At 68.3% G+C, this 15,989-nt stretch carries 13 protein-coding genes and 1 riboswitch; of the genes, 6 read left to right on the forward strand and 7 right to left on the reverse strand.

Features of this window, described 5'->3' with window-relative positions; translation table 11 throughout:
• Positions 1-23 precede the first annotated feature (23 nt).
• The 3 genes from cydB to hisC all read right to left on the reverse strand — a co-directional run bounded on the left by cydB (position 24) and on the right by hisC (position 4,023).
• Entirely contained in the window at positions 24-1,031 is a 1,008-nt protein-coding gene (cydB, locus tag ACIRQH_RS07535) for a cytochrome d ubiquinol oxidase subunit II (protein WP_404224677.1), read from the reverse strand.
• 20 nt (positions 1,032-1,051) lie between these two features.
• Positions 1,052-2,560 (reverse strand): cytochrome ubiquinol oxidase subunit I, encoded by a 1,509-nt coding sequence (locus ACIRQH_RS07540; protein WP_358818845.1) that lies wholly within the window; start codon positions 2,558-2,560, stop codon positions 1,052-1,054.
• A gap of 386 nt (positions 2,561-2,946) precedes the next feature.
• The gene (gene hisC, locus ACIRQH_RS07545; protein ID WP_358818846.1) at positions 2,947-4,023 is read right to left on the reverse strand and encodes a histidinol-phosphate transaminase; all 1,077 of its coding nucleotides are present in this window, start codon (positions 4,021-4,023) and stop codon (positions 2,947-2,949) included.
• A gap of 468 nt (positions 4,024-4,491) precedes the next feature.
• Here hisC and ACIRQH_RS07550 point away from each other — a divergent pair, with 468 nt between their 5' ends.
• The 3 genes from ACIRQH_RS07550 to ACIRQH_RS07560 all read left to right on the forward strand — a co-directional run bounded on the left by ACIRQH_RS07550 (position 4,492) and on the right by ACIRQH_RS07560 (position 8,002).
• Positions 4,492-5,604 (forward strand): LacI family DNA-binding transcriptional regulator, encoded by a 1,113-nt coding sequence (locus tag ACIRQH_RS07550; protein ID WP_358818847.1) that lies wholly within the window; start codon positions 4,492-4,494, stop codon positions 5,602-5,604.
• Between the two features lie 186 nt (positions 5,605-5,790).
• A complete protein-coding gene (locus tag ACIRQH_RS07555) occupies positions 5,791-6,957 on the forward strand; it encodes a metallophosphoesterase (protein ID WP_388930208.1) in 1,167 nt (388 codons plus the stop codon).
• Between the two features lie 181 nt (positions 6,958-7,138).
• On the forward strand, positions 7,139-8,002 hold the full coding sequence (locus ACIRQH_RS07560; protein WP_404224680.1) for a hypothetical protein: 864 nt from the start codon (positions 7,139-7,141) through the stop codon (positions 8,000-8,002).
• A gap of 127 nt (positions 8,003-8,129) precedes the next feature.
• Here the strand turns inward: ACIRQH_RS07560 and ACIRQH_RS07565 are convergent, their stop codons facing one another.
• Together ACIRQH_RS07565 and ACIRQH_RS07570 are read right to left on the reverse strand one after the other, a co-directional pair.
• The gene (locus ACIRQH_RS07565) at positions 8,130-9,662 is read right to left on the reverse strand and encodes a VWA domain-containing protein (protein WP_404224682.1); all 1,533 of its coding nucleotides are present in this window, start codon (positions 9,660-9,662) and stop codon (positions 8,130-8,132) included.
• 145 nt (positions 9,663-9,807) lie between these two features.
• Complete coding sequence (locus tag ACIRQH_RS07570) at positions 9,808-10,695, reverse strand: LysR family transcriptional regulator (protein WP_388930069.1); 888 nt, start codon at positions 10,693-10,695, stop codon at positions 9,808-9,810.
• 182 nt (positions 10,696-10,877) lie between these two features.
• Here ACIRQH_RS07570 and ACIRQH_RS07575 point away from each other — a divergent pair, with 182 nt between their 5' ends.
• On the forward strand, positions 10,878-11,240 hold the full coding sequence (locus ACIRQH_RS07575; RefSeq protein WP_404224684.1) for a DUF1801 domain-containing protein: 363 nt from the start codon (positions 10,878-10,880) through the stop codon (positions 11,238-11,240).
• Positions 11,237-11,632 carry a VOC family protein gene (locus tag ACIRQH_RS07580; protein ID WP_358818853.1) on the forward strand — a complete coding sequence of 132 codons (396 nt, stop codon included), beginning with the start codon at positions 11,237-11,239 and terminating at the stop codon, positions 11,630-11,632. The genes ACIRQH_RS07575 and ACIRQH_RS07580 overlap by 4 nt, the downstream gene beginning before the upstream one ends.
• 88 nt (positions 11,633-11,720) lie before the next feature.
• Here the strand turns inward: ACIRQH_RS07580 and thiC are convergent, their stop codons facing one another.
• Entirely contained in the window at positions 11,721-13,541 is a 1,821-nt protein-coding gene (thiC, locus tag ACIRQH_RS07585) for a phosphomethylpyrimidine synthase ThiC (protein ID WP_358818854.1), read from the reverse strand.
• Positions 13,534-13,690, reverse strand: a riboswitch (TPP riboswitch). It overlaps the preceding gene by 8 nt.
• Before the next feature lie 71 nt (positions 13,691-13,761).
• Between thiC and ACIRQH_RS07590 the strand changes: the two genes are divergently transcribed.
• Positions 13,762-15,387, forward strand: a complete 1,626-nt coding sequence (locus ACIRQH_RS07590; protein ID WP_404224686.1) for a YibE/F family protein — start codon at positions 13,762-13,764, stop codon at positions 15,385-15,387.
• A gap of 89 nt (positions 15,388-15,476) precedes the next feature.
• Here the strand turns inward: ACIRQH_RS07590 and ACIRQH_RS07595 are convergent, their stop codons facing one another.
• Positions 15,477-15,914 carry an SsgA family sporulation/cell division regulator gene (locus ACIRQH_RS07595; protein ID WP_081218297.1) on the reverse strand — a complete coding sequence of 146 codons (438 nt, stop codon included), beginning with the start codon at positions 15,912-15,914 and terminating at the stop codon, positions 15,477-15,479.
• Between the last annotated feature and the right edge of the window lie 75 nt (positions 15,915-15,989).

A 15,989-nucleotide genomic window follows, 5' to 3' on the forward strand; every position in this document is an offset into this window, starting at 1 on the left:
GAAACGTGCCCACTACGTGGGACTCAGTGCGACACATCCGCGGCGATGTGGTGCGTACCGATGCGCTTGCGGAACACCCAGTAGGTCCAGCTCTGGTAGAGCAAAACGATCGGCGTGGCGATGCCGGCACACCAGGTCATGATCTTGAGGGTGTACGGGCTCGACGACGCGTTGGTGACCGTGAGGCTCCAGTCGTCATTGAGCGAGGACGGCATGACGTTCGGGAACAGCGTCAGGAAGAGCATCGCGACCGCTGCCACGATGGTGACTCCCGAGAACATGAACGCCCAGCCCTCCCGACCGGCGTTGACCGCCACCAGTGCCGCGACTAGCGCCACCACGGCGACGATCAGCGCGGCCAGCGATCCGCCGTCACCGTTGTCGACCTGGGTCCAGAGCAGGAAGGCCAGCGCCAACACGGCCGTGATCGGGCCGAGTTGCAGGGCGAGCTTGCGAGCCCGTTCCCGGATGTCGCCGACCGTCTTCAGGCCCACGAACACCGTCCCGTGGAAGGTGAACAGGGTCAGGGTGACCAGGCCGCCGAGGATCGCGTACGGGTTGAGCAGATCCCAGAAGTTGCCCACGTACTCGAAGTTCCGGTCGATCTTGACGCCCCGCACGATGTTGCCGAAGGCCACACCCCACAGGAACGCCGGGATCAGCGAGGTCCAGAAGATCGCGGTCTCCCAGTTGCGCTGCCAGTGCTCCTCGGGACGCTTCGCCCGGTACTCGAAGGCGACACCGCGCACGATCAGGCAGACCAGGATGATCAACAGCGGCAGATAGAAGCCGGAGAAGAGCGTGGCGTACCACTCCGGGAAGGCCGCGAAGGTCGCGCCGCCCGCTGTGAGCAGCCACACCTCGTTGCCGTCCCACACGGGACCGATCGTGTTGATCAGCACCCGCTTCTCGGTGCGGTCCCGGGCCAGCAGCTTCGTGAGGACGCCGACTCCGAAGTCGAAGCCCTCCAGGAAGAAGTAGCCGGTCCACAGGACCGCGATGAGGACGAACCAGACGTCGTGAAGTTCCATGACTCAGCAGCTCCCTGGGCCTAGTAGGAGAAGGCCATCGGCTTGTCGGCGTCATGGGAGTCGCCGCCGATCTTGGTGGGCGGGTTGAGGTCGGCTTCCGTCAGCTCGGGCGGTCCCGCCTTGACGTACTTCACGAGCAGCTTCACCTCGATGACGGCGAGGATCGCGTAGAGCGTCGTGAAGACGATCATCGACGTGAGGACCTCGCCCTGCGAGACGGTGGGGGAGACCGCGTTCCGGGTCTGCAGAACGCCGTACACCACCCAGGGCTGACGGCCCATCTCCGTGAAGATCCAGCCCCAGGAGTTGGCGATCAGCGGGAAGCCCAGGGTCCAGATGGCAATGCGCCAGCCCCAGGTGGTCGACTTCGGGCCGAGTGCCTTGTTCTTGAAGAGGACGAGATGTGGCACCTCGTCCTCACCGACCCTCAGATGCTGCGGCAGCATGAACTTCTTGCGGGTCAGCCAGAGTCCGAACAGGCCGATCGCGAAGGACGCCATGCCGAAGCCGATCATCCAGCGGAACGCCCAGAAGGTGACCGGGATGATGGGCCGGTAGTCGCCGGGCCCGTACTTCTGCTGCTCGGCCTTGTTGGTGTCGTTGATGCCCGGGACGTACGAGTTGAAGTTGTCGTCGGCGAGGAACGACAGTATCCCCGGGACGGAGAGCTCGACGGAGTTGTGGCCCTTGCTCACGTCTCCGTACGCGAAGATCGAGAACGGAGCCGAGTTCTGGCCGTCCCACAGCGCCTCGGCGGCGGCCATCTTCATGGGCTGCTGCTTGAACATGACCTTGCCGAGCGTGTCGCCGCTGACCGCCGTGAGCAGACCCCCGATGACGACGGTGACAAGGCCGAGCCGCAGCGACGTCTTCATGACGCCGATGTGCTTCTTGCGGGCCAGATGGATGGCGGCGATGCCCACCATGAAGGCGCCGCCGGTCAGGAAGGACGCCGTGAGGGTGTGGAAGGCCTGGGTGAGCGCGGTGTTCTGGGTCAGCACGTGCCAGAAGTCGGTGAGTTCCGCGCGCCCCTTCACCTTGTTGATCCGGTAACCGACGGGGTGCTGCATCCACGAGTTGGCCGCGAGGATGAAGTACGCCGACAGGATGGTGCCGATCGAGACCATCCAGATGCAGGCCAGGTGGATCTTCTTCGGGAGCTTGTCCCAGCCGAAGATCCACAGCCCGATGAAGGTCGACTCGAAGAAGAAGGCGATCAGGGCCTCGAAGGCCAGCGGAGCGCCGAAGATGTCGCCCACGAAGCGTGAGTAGTCGGACCAGTTCATGCCGAACTGGAACTCCTGCACGATGCCGGTGACGACGCCCATCGCGATGTTGATCAGAAAGAGCTTGCCCCAGAACTTGGTCGCCCTGAGGTACTTCTCGTTCTCGGTCCGCACCCAGGCCGTCTGCAGGCCGGCGGTGAGCGCGGCGAGCGAGATCGTCAGGGGGACGAAGAGGAAGTGGTAGACGGTGGTGATACCGAACTGCCATCGCGCCAAAGTTTCCGGCGCCAGAGCCAATTCCACGTCGCAGTCTCCTTACGTCACCGTGGTCACAGCGGCAGTTTGCCCGCTTCATCACGGACATCACGGGAGCAACCAGGACACGTTTGTGAACGCGTTCACATTCACAAGCAATTATGACGCATGCCCGTTCGAGCCTTGACACGTGGGGGGTCCCTCAGCGGGAACGGCGACGGCGGCGGTGATCGACCCGACGGATCGGGACCTTACGACCGAAGATCGCGCATACGACGAATGCGGCCGACAGCGGACGGAACCCCGGTCGGCCGGAAGGGTCCGCGCCGGGCGCCTCGGCGAGGTGAACCCGGACCCGGGTGTCCAGGTGAACGGCCGGAGAAAGGCGACGGGGATGGTACCGGCGCCCGCCGGTACCATCCCCGTCCGGATGACTACAGCTCCTGACGGAACGCCTCGCACGCCTTCACGAAGATGTCGTTCGCCTCGGTCTCACCGATGGTCACGCGGACGCCCTCGCCCGCGAACGGACGCACGACGACACCCGCCTGCTCGCAGTGGGCCGCGAAGTCGACCGTCCGCTCCCCCAGGCGCAGCCACACGAAGTTGGCGTGCGTCTCGGGAACCGTCCAGCCCTGACCGCGCAGGGTGTCGACCACCCGGCTGCGCTCGGAGACGAGGGAGCCGACCCGGCCGAGCAGTGCGTCCTCGGCCCGCAGGCTCGCCACGGCGGCGTCCTGCGCCAGCTGGCTCACACCGAACGGCACGGCCGTCTTGCGCAGCGCAGCCGCCACCGGCTCATGGGCGATCGCGAACCCGACACGGAGGCCGGCCAGACCGTACGCCTTGGAGAAGGTGCGCAGCACACAGACATTGGGCCGGTCGCGGTAGATCGCCACGCCGTCCGGCACCTCGACGTCCCGGATGAACTCGCGGTACGCCTCGTCGAGCACGACCAGCACGTCGCTCGGCACCCGGTCGAGGAAGCGTTCCAGCTCGGCCCGGCGCACCACGGTACCCGTCGGGTTGTTCGGGTTGCAGAGGAAGATCAGCCGGGTCCGGTCCGTGATCGCGTCGGCCATCGCGTCCAGGTCGTGCACCTCGTCCGGCGTGAGCGGCACCTTCACCGAGGTCGCGCCACTGATCTGCGTGATGATCGGGTACGCCTCGAAGGAGCGCCACGCGTAGATGACCTCGTCGCCGGGGCCGCTCGTGGCCTGCAGCAGCTGCTGCGCGACACCGACCGAGCCGGTGCCGGTCGCGAGGTGGGAGACGGGAACGGCGAAACGGTCCGCCAGCTCGTTCATCAACCCGGTGCACGCCATGTCCGGGTAGCGGTTGAACGAGTCGGTCGCGGCGGTGACGCTCTCGATGACACCGGGCAGCGGCGGATACGGGTTCTCGTTGGAGGACAGCTTGTACGCCACGGCACCGGTCGCGGCGGGCTTGCCGGGCTTGTAGCTGGGGATCCCCGCCAGCTCGGCACGCAGCTTGGGGCTCGTCTCGCTCACCGCAGTCCTCCTCGTGACCACCAGCGGCTCAGACCGCCACCGGCTACCAATGCTTCTCACCTTATGAGGATTCGGCTCCGCTGCGAATGGCCTGTGGACAACCGGGCACCGTCCGGCCTTCCACACCGTGATCCATCACGGGAGGGGAGCGGCATCCGGATGCCGTCCGAACCGCCGGGCATCCTTGTACGAACTTGTACGAATAGGGGGGCGCGTCGGCGTTCATCACATGCGCCGGTGGCCCGCGCCGTGGCGCGCATCCCTCGTACAGGTGAGTTGAGACCTCTTCGAAACATGGCCCACTTGGCAGGCCCATGCGCGCCGACAAGTCACGTACTGGCATTGGATCGTTCAACTACCTTGGTTTCCAAGGAAGTTAGCACTTTTTGACCATGCAGAAACGTGCCTGTCAACGCGTGCATATGCGTCCGCACTACCCCACCGCATGAGCCCTACTATCGGCTCGCCATGACAGCAGCAGGGAAGCACCAGGTGAGCCGGGCGGAGACAACCCGCCGAGGCGGTCGACCGGGCCGGGCGGGTATCAGAGACGTGGCCGCGGCCGCGGGGGTCTCCATCACGACCGTGTCCGATGCCCTCAACGGCAAGGGCCGGCTCCCGGACGCCACCCGACGCCATGTCCGCGAGGTCGCCGACCGACTGGGTTATCGCCCGTCCGCGGCGGCCCGAACCCTCCGTACCGGCAAGTCCGGCCTCATCGGCCTGACCGTGACCACGTACGGGGATGAACCTTTCACCTTCACCGAGTTCGCGTACTTCGCCGAGATGGCGAGAGCCGCCACCTCGGCCGCCCTCGCGCGGGGATACGCCCTGGTCATCCTCCCCGCGACCTCCCGACACGACGTGTGGTCGAACGTGGCCCTGGACGGCACCGTGGTCATCGACCCGTCCGACCACGACCCCGTCGTCAGCGAGCTGGTCCGCCAGGGCTTACCCGTCGTCTCCGACGGCCGCCCGGCCGGAGCGCTCCCGGTCACCGCCTGGGTGGACAACGACCACGAGGCCGCCGTCCTCGGCATCCTCGACCACCTGGCCGCCGCCGGCGCGCGCCGCATCGGACTGCTCACCGGCACCACCACGGACACCTACACCCACCTCTCGACGACCGCCTACCTGCGCTGGTGCGAGCGCGTGGGCCAGGATCCGGTGTACGAGGCCTATCCGGCGCACGATCCGTGCGCCGGAGCCATCGCCGCCGACCGTCTCCTCGCGCGGCCCGACCGCCCGGACGCCGTCTACGGTCTCTTCGACCCGAACGGCACGGACCTGCTGGCCGCGGCCCGCCGCTACGGTCTGCGCGTACCCGACGACCTGCTTCTGGTGTGCTGCAGCGAGTCCACGGTCTACGCCAGCACCGAGCCGCCTATCACGACGCTCTCCCTCAAACCGCGCAGAATCGGCACAGCCGTCGTCCAGCTCCTGATCGACGCCATCGAAGGGGTCGAATCGGACCAACCGGTCGAGCAGGTGATACCGACGGAGCTCATCGTGCGGACCTCGTCGCAGCGCAGGCCGCCCCGGACGACGGTCAGTCCGCCCCGATCACCCGAAGAGGGCTGACCCCGAAGCGACAAGGGCGGGGAAAGCCCCGCCCAATTCGGGCGAAAACCACGGTGGACCGGGCTCCTGTTCCGATTCACCACCCCTGGGTCATCACATGGCGCGATCCGCATTCCTATGATGGGCGGACGACACCGCGGGCCGCTGCGACCAGGCAGTCCGAACAGGTGCAGATGCGGCGCGATGGTGGTGGAGGGGTCGATGACTCAGGGGGCCGGTCAGGGACCCGAGGTGATGCGGACGGCGACGTTGCGCGACTTCCGGGTTCCCGCTTACGTCCACGAGACCGGTCCGTACGCGCAGAACACGCCTCAGGGCGAGAGCGCCGGACCGGTCGGGCAGTCCGGGCTGTACCCGTCGGGAGGGCCCTCGCCGTACGCGGTCATGGACTCCACCGAGGACTTCCCGGGCGAGCTCCCGGGAGAATTCCCCGAGGGATACACGCCCACACAGCGCGACCTGCCGGTCATCAACCGAGATGACACGGTTCCGGTCTCCGTCGACCCCGCGGTCGCCCCGGCGCCCGACGAGGGCCACGGGCCGCTGTACGTCGTCGGCGACGTGCACGGCTACCTCGACCACCTGGTCGCCGCGCTGCAGGAGCAGGGTCTCCTCGACGCCGCGGGCAACTGGTCCGCGGGTACCGCACGCCTGTGGTTCCTCGGCGACTTCACCGACCGCGGCCCGGACGGCATCGGCGTGATCGACCTCGTGATGAGGCTCTCCGCCGAGGCGGCCGCGGCCGGCGGCTACTGCAAGGCGCTCATGGGCAACCACGAGCTGCTGCTGCTCGGCGCCAAGCGGTTCGCCGACACCCCCGTCAACTCCGGCGCGGGCACCGCCACCTTCCAGGCCGCCTGGCTGCTCAACGGCGGCCAGAAGACGGACATGGACCGCCTCCAGGACCATCACCTCCAATGGATGGCCCGCCTCGACGCCATGGAACTCGTCGACGGACACCTCCTGGTGCACTCCGACACGACCGCCTACCTCGACTACGGCGACTCGATCGAAGCGGTGAACGACACCGTCCGGGAGACCCTCACCCGCAACGACGCCGACGAGTGCTGGGACGTGTTCCGCAAGCTCACCAAGCGCTTCGCCTTCCGCGACGACGGCGGCGCCGAAGCCGTCCGCGAACTGCTCGGCACCTACGGCGGCACACGCATCGTCCACGGTCACAGCCCCATTCCGTACCTGCTGGGCGAGGTAGGCACGGAGGAGGGCGAGGACAGCGCCGGCCCCGTGGTCGAGGGGCCACACCTCTACGCCGACGGGCTCGCCATCGCCATGGACGGCGGAGTGACCATGGCCGGAAAGCTACTGGTCCAGCAACTTCCGTTGGATATCTGACCGTTCACCGGGCAGGCCTCCCTCCGGGTGGAGCGCGCCGGCCAGGGGCCAATTTCTTGAAACCCCCTGTCACGGCGTGCCGTCACCGCTCTACCATCGGCTTATCCGTAGCAGGCTCCCCTCCGTTTCTGCCCAACGGCTCGTCAGCGTGCGAGCCATCAGCCCTACGGAGCATCGGGGGATGCAGATGAACAGCGTTCCGCAGCACCTGCTGAGCGAGGACCGCCAGGATTACGAGCGGATCCTCGATGAGGCGCTGCGCTCCGCACCACACCGCCCGGAACTCGCCGCTGTCGGCCAGCGGCTCAACCTCGAACAACTGCGCACCATGGCGCTCAACGCCACCGCCCTGATCACGACGGCCGCGGCGGACGAGTACGCGCACTACGTGAAGGTCCGCGAGGAACTGCGCCGCCCGGTGCCGTCCGCCCCGGTCGTGAGCGAGGAGACCGGCTCTCCGGAGCGGGGCGTCGGCGCGATGGGGCTCGCCGCCACCGTGGGCGAGGTCACCGAGACCGCCGGCGCCGGCGCCATCGCCGTCGTCGCGGTGCTCGCCCCCGTCCTCGCCGGGACGGCCGCGGTGATATTCCTGCTCGTGGGTTACATCCTCAAGATGCTCGACCCCGAGCCGGCCATCGCCCAGACCCTCCTGACCACCGGGTGGGTCTTCGGCGCGGTCACCGCGGCGGCGATCCTCGTCGCCGCGGCCGGACTGCTGCTGACCGCCCTGCGCAACAGTTCGTCCTCGCTCCTGGCGGGAGCGGGCGGCGAGTTGAACGAACAGGTCACCCGTGCCAGGGACGCCTGGCACGACGCCCTGCTGGAGCGCGGCATCCTGCCGTTCTTCCGGGAAGCCCTCGCGGATCCGGGCTCGGTGGCCCTGGACCGCGCCACACCGGCGCCCAGCCGCATCCCGCACCTGGGCTACGACCGGCCGGGGTTCAGCAGCCCCGACGGCGGACCGGCGGCCGGTCCGCGCCCGAGTTTCTCCAGCCCGGACTTCTCGAGCCCGGACTTCGGGGGGCCGGAACACCAGCCCGAGTGACCCCGGACGGCCGACGGCCGGGGGGACCACGGGAGAAGGGGGCCCGCGCAGGCGCGTGGGCCCGTAGGGCTGCCTCGGGTCGGGTGACGGCCGGTCCTCCGGCCGACCCACTCGCCCTGTCGTGGTCTCAGACGATGCCCAGCCGCCGGGCCTCGCGCATCCACGACGGGAACTCGGACAGCAGCCGGTCGTAGAGTTCCGCATCCGGTAGGTCGCTGATGTCGTCGACGGCGAAGAAGCCCACGTTGTCGACGCGCCGGCCCGGCAGGGTGTCGAACCGCTCCAGCACGCCGTAGTTGGAACGCCCCAGACCCACGAATTGCCAGAAGACCGGTTCGTCCACCGCCTCCCGCAGCTCGGTCTCGATCTCCTTGTTGCGGTAGACGCCTCCGTCGGAGAAGAAGAGCACCAGCGTCGGTGCGGCGGCCGGGTGCTCACGGACATACGTCCGCACCTCCGCGATCACCTTCTGCTCCTCGTTCTGGATCCCCACCGCTCGCATGTCCACCTGGCCCGGCAGCAGGCCCTTACGCGGCTTCTTCCGCCGGAACAGCGTCAGTTCACCGACCCGGACATGACGCTCCAACCACTGCGGAAGCTCCCCCAGCGCGAGGTCCGGCAGCCGGGCCGGGTTCGAGGCGAACGTCCATGCCTGCATCTCACCGTCGTCGTCGAGCTGCGCGGCCACCGCGGCCATCCGCTCCACGACGTCCGCCACTACACCCTTCGAATACAGGAAGGACATGGACCCGGAGGCATCCAGAACCAGGATGACGCGCGCCGTCACTCCCTCCGCTCCATGCTTGCGCAGGCTGACCGCCACCTGTTCCTTACGCAGGGAAAGCCGCTTGCGCATGTCCACCGGCAACCGCTCCTCGCCCTTGACCAGACGCGGAGCGGAGGCGGCGGCCGGGGCAGGGGCCACCGGCGACCGGGGCGGTACGGGAGGGGCGGACGGCGGCGGAGCGCTCGCATACGGCGAGGCGGCGGGCGCAGCGGGGGCGGCCGGTGCTGTCGGTGCTGTCGGTGCGGGCCACGTCGCGGCGGCCGGCGGAGGTGCCGGGGCAGCGGGTGCGGACGGGAACACGGAGGTGGGCGCGGGCGCCGCCGCCCCCGCGGCATCCGATTCCTCGTCCACACTGATCCCGAAATCGGAGGCCAGGCCCGCGAGTCCGGACGCGTACCCCTGTCCCACCGCGCGGAACTTCCACTGACCGGCCCGCCGGTACAGCTCGCCACCGATGAACGCCGTCTCCGTCGTGGCCTCCATCTCGAACAGCGCCAGCTCCCGGCCCGTCCCGGCGTCGAGCAACCGCAGCCGCAGACCGGACAACTGGCCGAAGGTGCCCCCATCCGCCGACGCGCCGAGCACGACCCGCTCGATCTCCGGCGCCAAGGCCGCCAGATCCACTCCGAGAGTGTCCGTCGTCGCGCCGCCGTCCCGTCGCTTCCCCAGATGACGCACGGCACCCGAGGCGTGCTGAGGCTGGTTGTAGAAAACGAAGTCACCGTCGTCCCTCACCCGCCCGTCGGCACGGAGCAGCAGCGCCGAGGCATCGGCGTCCGGCGCGCCGGAAGCCCCGGACCACCCGAGCTCGACCTGCACCGCCTCGACGGCGACAGGAAGGTTGCCGCCCTTGCTCATCGATGTCGCTGTCATACGCCCAGTCTGCCCAGAGAAGCGGGCATCGGGCCCGCCCGATACACAACCGGGCGCACGCGCCTCCATCCGCCGGCCCTTCTCCCCGCCCGGGGCAGCGGCGCCGGCTCCCGGGCTCGGCCCCTCGGTATCGGCTCGGCTCAGCTCAGAGTGACGTGGTCGCGTCCGTCGCCGCCCGTACGAACGCGCGCAGCCGCTCGGTGGCGTTGGCCTCCCTCCAGATCAGCCCCCTCTCGATCGGCGGCGCGTCGAGCAGGGGCACGTAGGTGACATCGGGCCGCGGGTAGTACTGCCGGGAGTGCTCCCCGACCGGCAGAACGCCCCGGCCCATCGCGACGAGGGTCAGCATCTCCGAGAACGACTCGCCGACCGGCCCCTTCGGAACGGGTCTGCCCGACGGAGTCCGGTCCGGCGTACGGTCCCGCTTGAACCCCGCCGAGGTCACGTGCGGGTACTGGACCACGGGATACTCAGCGAGCACTTCGACGGACACGCCCTCCTCGCCGGCGAGCGGATGACCGGCCGCCACGGCGAGCACCCGTCCCTCCCGCAGCAGCGCGGGACCGCACGCCATCCCGTCGAAGGGGTACGACGCGAGCAGGAGGTCGATCGAACCGTCCACCAGGCTTGCGCGTGAGGTGGCCAGCTGGACCTCCCGCACATCGACCCGACAGTCCGGGTGCCGCTCCCCGAACAGGGCGACCGCTCTGAGCAGTGCGGGTGCCGTCCACTCACCGAGGAAGGCCACCCGCAACTCCCCTGTGACCCCACGGCTGGCGTCCCTTGCCCGTCGCAGCGCCTCGTCCATCGCGGCGACCAAGGGCACCAGGTCGTCGGCCAGGCGGCGTCCGATCGGGGTGAGCCGGACCGAGCGGCTGTTACGTTCGAACAGCGCGCCGCCCACCTGACGCTCGATTTTCTTGATCACCTGGCTGACACGTCCGGTCGTGATCAGCAAGCGCTCGGCGGTGCGGCCGAAGTGCAGCTCCTCGGCCAGCGCCAGGAAGGTCTCGATCTCCAGCCGCTCCAGCACGATTCCTCCGGCGTTAAATCTGGCTCAACGGTCGTGCGCCGATCCTGCCTTGATGGCAGTCGCCGTACGGCGGATCGTAGAAGGCGTCGCCACGGCCTTTCGGGACACCCCGGCCAGGTCCTCGTCTCCTCACCTTTCATCCGAGCCCCCTCCTGGGGCCCTATCTCCTGAACGGGAACCACATGACTGCCTCGGAGATCACCTCCTACATGGACAACCTCGACGGTCCGCTGCGCGAGATCGCCGAGAAGGTCCGCCCCGTCATCGACTGCGCCCTCCCCGAAGCATCCGGTGCCCTGTGGCACGGACACCCCACCTGGAGCCTCGGCGACAGACCCGGCCGGACCCCGGTCTGCCTGCTCAAGGGCTATACGACCTACATCACCTTCGGTCTCTGGCGCGGTCAGGACGTGGCCGACCCCTCGGGCCGGCTGGTGGCCGGGTCCCGCCGGATGGCCTCCGTGAAGCTCAGCCGTGTCGACGAGGTCGACCCGGCACTGTTCACCGAGTGGCTCCGCCTCGCCGTGGCGCTGGAGACGTCATGAGCCCCGTGCGTGTGACGGCCTTCGACCACCTGGTCCTCACCGTCGAGGACGTCGAACGGTCCCTGGACTTCTACATCGGTCTCCTCGGCCTGGAACCGGTCCGCGTCGCCGAGTGGCGCGTCGGTCAGGCCCCGTTCCCGTCGGTGCGGGTCACCGAGGAGACCATCATCGACCTGGTCGCCGGCGCCCGAGGGGAGTCGAACGTCGACCACATCTGTCTCACGGTGGAACCGCTGGACTGGGACGAGGTGGTCGCATCCGACACCTTCACCGTCCTCGACGGACCCGTCCCGCGCTTCGGCGCTCGGGGTACGGCAACCTCGCTCTACGTCCGCGACCCGGACGGCAACACCGTGGAACTGCGCTGGTATCCGCAGGACACCACGGCATGACCCGCCGGCGCCCGACCGCCTGCCGATCGACAGCCCGCCGGTCGCGGCCCGGGGGTTCGGTGTCCAGGACCGCGACCGGCGGAACAGGTCAGTCGGCCAACGGCAGATAGACGCGGTTGCCCGCCTCCGCGAACTCCCGGGACTTCTGGAGCATGCCCTCGGAGATCTCGGCCTCCGAGGCACCCGCAGACTTGTCGCCGCCGAACCGTTCGTTGATGCTCTGGCTGATCTTCATCGAGCAGAACTTCGGTCCGCACATCGAGCAGAAGTGGGCCGTCTTGGCGGGCTCGGCCGGCAGTGTCTCGTCGTGGAACTCCCGTGCCGTGTCCGGGTCGAGAGCCAGATTGAACTGGTCCTCCCACCGGAACTCGAAGCGGGCATCGGACAGCGCGTCGTCCCAGTCCTGCGCACGGGGGTGGCCCTTGGCGAGATCGGCCGCATGAGCGGCGATCTTGTAGGTGATGACGCCGGTCTTGACGTCGTCACGGTTGGGCAGCCCCAGGTGCTCCTTGGGCGTCACGTAGCAGAGCATGGCCGTGCCCCACCAGGCGATCATGGCGGCACCGATGCCGGAGGTGATGTGGTCGTACGCGGGCGCGACGTCGGTGGTCAGCGGGCCGAGCGTATAGAACGGAGCTTCATCACAGATCTCCTGCTGAAGGTCGATGTTCTCCTTGATCTTGTGCATCGGGACATGGCCCGGGCCTTCGATCATCGTCTGTACATGAAAACGCTTCGCGATCGTGTTGAGTTCCCCGAGCGTCCTCAACTCCGCGAACTGCGCAGCGTCGTTGGCGTCCGCGATGGAGCCGGGCCGTAGACCGTCGCCGAGCGAGTAGGTGACGTCGTACGCGGCGAGGATCTCGCAGAGCTCCTCGAAGTTCTCGTACAGGAAGGACTCCTGGTGGTGCGCGAGGCACCAGGCCGCCATGATCGAGCCGCCGCGCGAGACGATGCCGGTCTTGCGGTTCGCGGTGAGCGGCACGTACGCCAGGCGGACGCCTGCGTGGACCGTCATGTAGTCCACGCCCTGCTCGGCCTGCTCGATGACCGTGTCCTTGTAGATCTCCCAGGTGAGTTCCTCGGCACGGCCGTCGACCTTCTCCAACGCCTGGTACAGCGGCACGGTTCCGATGGGGACGGGGGAGTTGCGCAGCACCCACTCACGGGTGGTGTGAATGTTCCGCCCGGTAGACAGGTCCATGACAGTATCGGCGCCCCAGTGGGTCGCCCAGGTCATCTTCTCGACCTCCTCCTCGATGGAGGAAGTGACGGCGGAGTTGCCGATGTTGGCGTTCACCTTCACCAGGAACCGCTTGCCGATGATCATCGGCTCGATCTCGGGATGGTTGACGTTCACGGGCATTACCGCCCGGCCGGCGGCGATCTCCTCACGCACGACCTCGGGCTCGACGTTCTCGCGGACGGCGACGAACTCCATCTCGGGGGTGATCTCGCCGCGGCGGGCGTACGCGAGTTGCGTGACCGCCTGCCCGGAACGTCCCCGTCGGGGCTGACGCGGCCGGCCCGGGAAGACCGCGTCGAGATTGCGCAGACCGCCGCGCGGTGATGTGTGCTTGATCCCGTCGTCCTCCGGACGGACGGGACGACCCGCGTACTCCTCGGTGTCACCGCGAGCGATGATCCAGTTCTCCCGCAGCGGCGCCAGCCCCCGGCGCACATCCGTATCGATGCTCGGATCGGTGTACGGGCCGGAGGTGTCGTACAGCGTCACGGACTGCCCATTGGTCAGGTGCACCTGACGGACCGGCACGCGCAGATCGGGGCGCGTACCCCCGACGTACGCCTTGTGCCAGCCGATGGACTTCTCGGCCTCATCGTTCGGAGACGGCGAAGAAGTGCCGTCCGTCTGGCTGGAGGCAGGCGTGCGTACGTCCTTGTTGGTCATGAGACCTACTCCCTACGCCGGCATTACCCGGTAACAGGTTCGGCGGTCGACGCAGCGGCTTCCGTTCGCCGATGTTTCATGTGAAACATCGCGAAGACGGAGGTCAGCGCCCTCTCAGCCCGGTGCTCCGAGCTCCCGCGTGTGCAAAGGTGACTCCACGCTAGCGTCATATCTGGCGCGGTGAACAGGGGGCCCTTGCCGTTCTTGGGATGATCGGTCGGTGACCACGACCCAGCAGCCCTCGTTCCCACCGCCCGAGCCACCGCGCCGTCCGGGCTCGGACGACGGCCGCGGACGTGGTCCCGGCAACGGTCGTGGGCACGGACCTGGGCCGGCCGATGGCCAGGGATACGGGCACCGTTCCGGACCCGGAAACGGTCCCGGTCCGAGACCGGGCAGCGGAGACGCCGGCCCCGGTCACGGTGACCTCCAAGGGCAGGGTCCCGGTGACGGCCACGGCCGAGGGTCAGTTGGTGAACCGGGTCCGGGTGACGGTCACGGACCGGGCGGCGGGCACGTACCAGGCCCCGGCGGTGGACACGGGCACTCGCACAGCCACAACCACGGCCCTGCGGCGCCTGTGTCGAAGCATCTGCGCAAGGTCATCGCCGCGGTGCTGATCCCCTTCGCGGCCGCGGTCGCCGTGGGTCTCGTGGTGCTGTGGCCCGGTGGCGCACCGGCTCACGAACGCACCGGTGTCGGCTTCGACCGGCAGACCCAGAACGCGACGGTCACGAAGATCGTCCAGGTGGACTGCAAGTCCGTCAACGCCTCGGGGGAGACGCCGACCGGCGACACCTCCACGGCCGAGGGCTCCTCCGCACAGCAGCAGGCGACGGGTGAGTGCAAGCGGGCGACCATCCGCATCGACACCGGCAAGGACAAGGGCCGTACGTTCACGGAGATCGTCCAGCCGGACCAGTCACGGCAGTTGCACCAGGGCGAGAAAGTCATCGTCGCGTACGAGCCCTCGGCCCCCAAGGACCTGCAGTACTCGGTGACGGACGCGAACCGGAAGCTGCCCCTGACCCTGCTGGCGGGCCTGTTCGCCGTGGTCGTCGTGGTGGTGGGCCGGATGCGCGGCGTCATGGCGCTGATCGCCCTGGCCATCAGCTTCATGATCCTGAACTTCTTCATCCTGCCCGCGATCCTGCAGGGGTCGAACCCTCTGATCGTGGCGGTCGTCGGGTCCAGCGCGATCATGCTGATCGCGCTCTACATGTGCCACGGACTATCGGCCCGAACATCCGTGGCGGTGGTCGGCACCCTGCTGTCCCTGTTGCTGATCGGCATCCTGGGCTCGGTCTTCATCGACTGGGCCGTCCTGACCGGCAACACGGACGACAACACCGGCCTGATCCACGGCCTGTACCCGTCGATCGACATGAGCGGTCTGCTGCTGGCCGGAGTCATCATCGGCTCGCTCGGTGTGCTCGACGACGTGACGGTGACACAGACGTCGGCGATCTGGGAACTGCACGAGGCGAATCCCACGATGGGCTGGCGCGGCCTGTATCGGGCGGGCATCCGGATCGGCCGCGACCACATCGCGTCCGTGGTCAACACGCTCGTCCTGGCATACGCGGGCGCCGCGTTGCCGCTGCTGCTGCTCTTCTCGATCGCGCAGAGCAGCGTGGGCACCGTCGCCAACAGCGAGTTGGTCGCCGAGGAGATCGTGCGCACGCTGGTCGGATCGATCGGCCTGGTCGCCGCGGTGCCGGTGACGACCGCGCTGGCCGCTCTGGTGGTCGCCGCCGACCGTGAGGCAGGCCCGGCCGTCTCGGTGGAACCCGCGGGCGCCAGGATGCCGGCGAGGAGCGGGAAGGGCCGCCGCCGCAAGCACTGAACCGCCGTTGACGGACGCGTGTACCTGGCCCTCAGGTGGCAGGCGCCCCCTGCTGAGGAAGCGTTACTCCGCCCGGGGGTGACGAGGTTTCAGCCTGCGCTCTGCTCCTCGGCCAGGATGCGGTCGAGCGCGTCGTCCAGGTAGGTGTCGAACCCGTCGAGCGACCGCTCCTGACCGAGCGGCACAAGCTTGTCCGTACGGTCGAGGAAAGCGACGAGCGGCGCCGTCCCCGACCGGAACAGGGCGTGGTCGGAACCGACCTGAAGCCTGATCAGTACTTCGCCGAACGCCTCCGGGTCGGCCGGCGCGATGTGCACATCGCCGTCACCGCATGCCCGGCCCACCCCGTCAATGAGCAGCTCCCGCCCGAACGCCCAGGTCACCGGCGCGTCACCGGGCAGATGGAAGGTCAACCGCACGGCGTACGGATCGCGGGTCTCATAGCGCAGTTCCACCGGAATGCGGAAGGACAGCTCCTCGGACACGAGGAAGCTCATCATGACTTCTGCCTGCACCGACTCGCGCATCGCCTACCCCGTCGTTCGCTGTCACCTGGCCAGGAATCGTCCCCTGGCACAGCTGAAATATTGCTCAACGTGCAC

It is taken from the genome of Streptomyces sp. NPDC102279, from assembly GCF_044766365.1.
GTDB lineage: Bacteria > Actinomycetota > Actinomycetes > Streptomycetales > Streptomycetaceae > Streptomyces.

What these genes read in the sequence shown, in the direction of transcription:
- cydB (WP_404224677.1), bottom strand. Translation starts at nt 1,031, where the DNA reads ATGGAACTTCACGACGTCTGGTTCGTCCTCATCGCGGTCCTGTGGACC.
- ACIRQH_RS07550 (WP_358818847.1), top strand. Translation starts at nt 4,492, where the DNA reads ATGACAGCAGCAGGGAAGCACCAGGTGAGCCGGGCGGAGACAACCCGC.
- ACIRQH_RS07560 (WP_404224680.1), top strand. Translation starts at nt 7,139, where the DNA reads ATGCAGATGAACAGCGTTCCGCAGCACCTGCTGAGCGAGGACCGCCAG.
- ACIRQH_RS07565 (WP_404224682.1), bottom strand. Translation starts at nt 9,662, where the DNA reads ATGACAGCGACATCGATGAGCAAGGGCGGCAACCTTCCTGTCGCCGTC.
- ACIRQH_RS07575 (WP_404224684.1), top strand. Translation starts at nt 10,878, where the DNA reads ATGACTGCCTCGGAGATCACCTCCTACATGGACAACCTCGACGGTCCG.
- ACIRQH_RS07580 (WP_358818853.1), top strand. Translation starts at nt 11,237, where the DNA reads ATGAGCCCCGTGCGTGTGACGGCCTTCGACCACCTGGTCCTCACCGTC.
- thiC (WP_358818854.1), bottom strand. Translation starts at nt 13,541, where the DNA reads ATGACCAACAAGGACGTACGCACGCCTGCCTCCAGCCAGACGGACGGC.
- ACIRQH_RS07595 (WP_081218297.1), bottom strand. Translation starts at nt 15,914, where the DNA reads ATGCGCGAGTCGGTGCAGGCAGAAGTCATGATGAGCTTCCTCGTGTCC.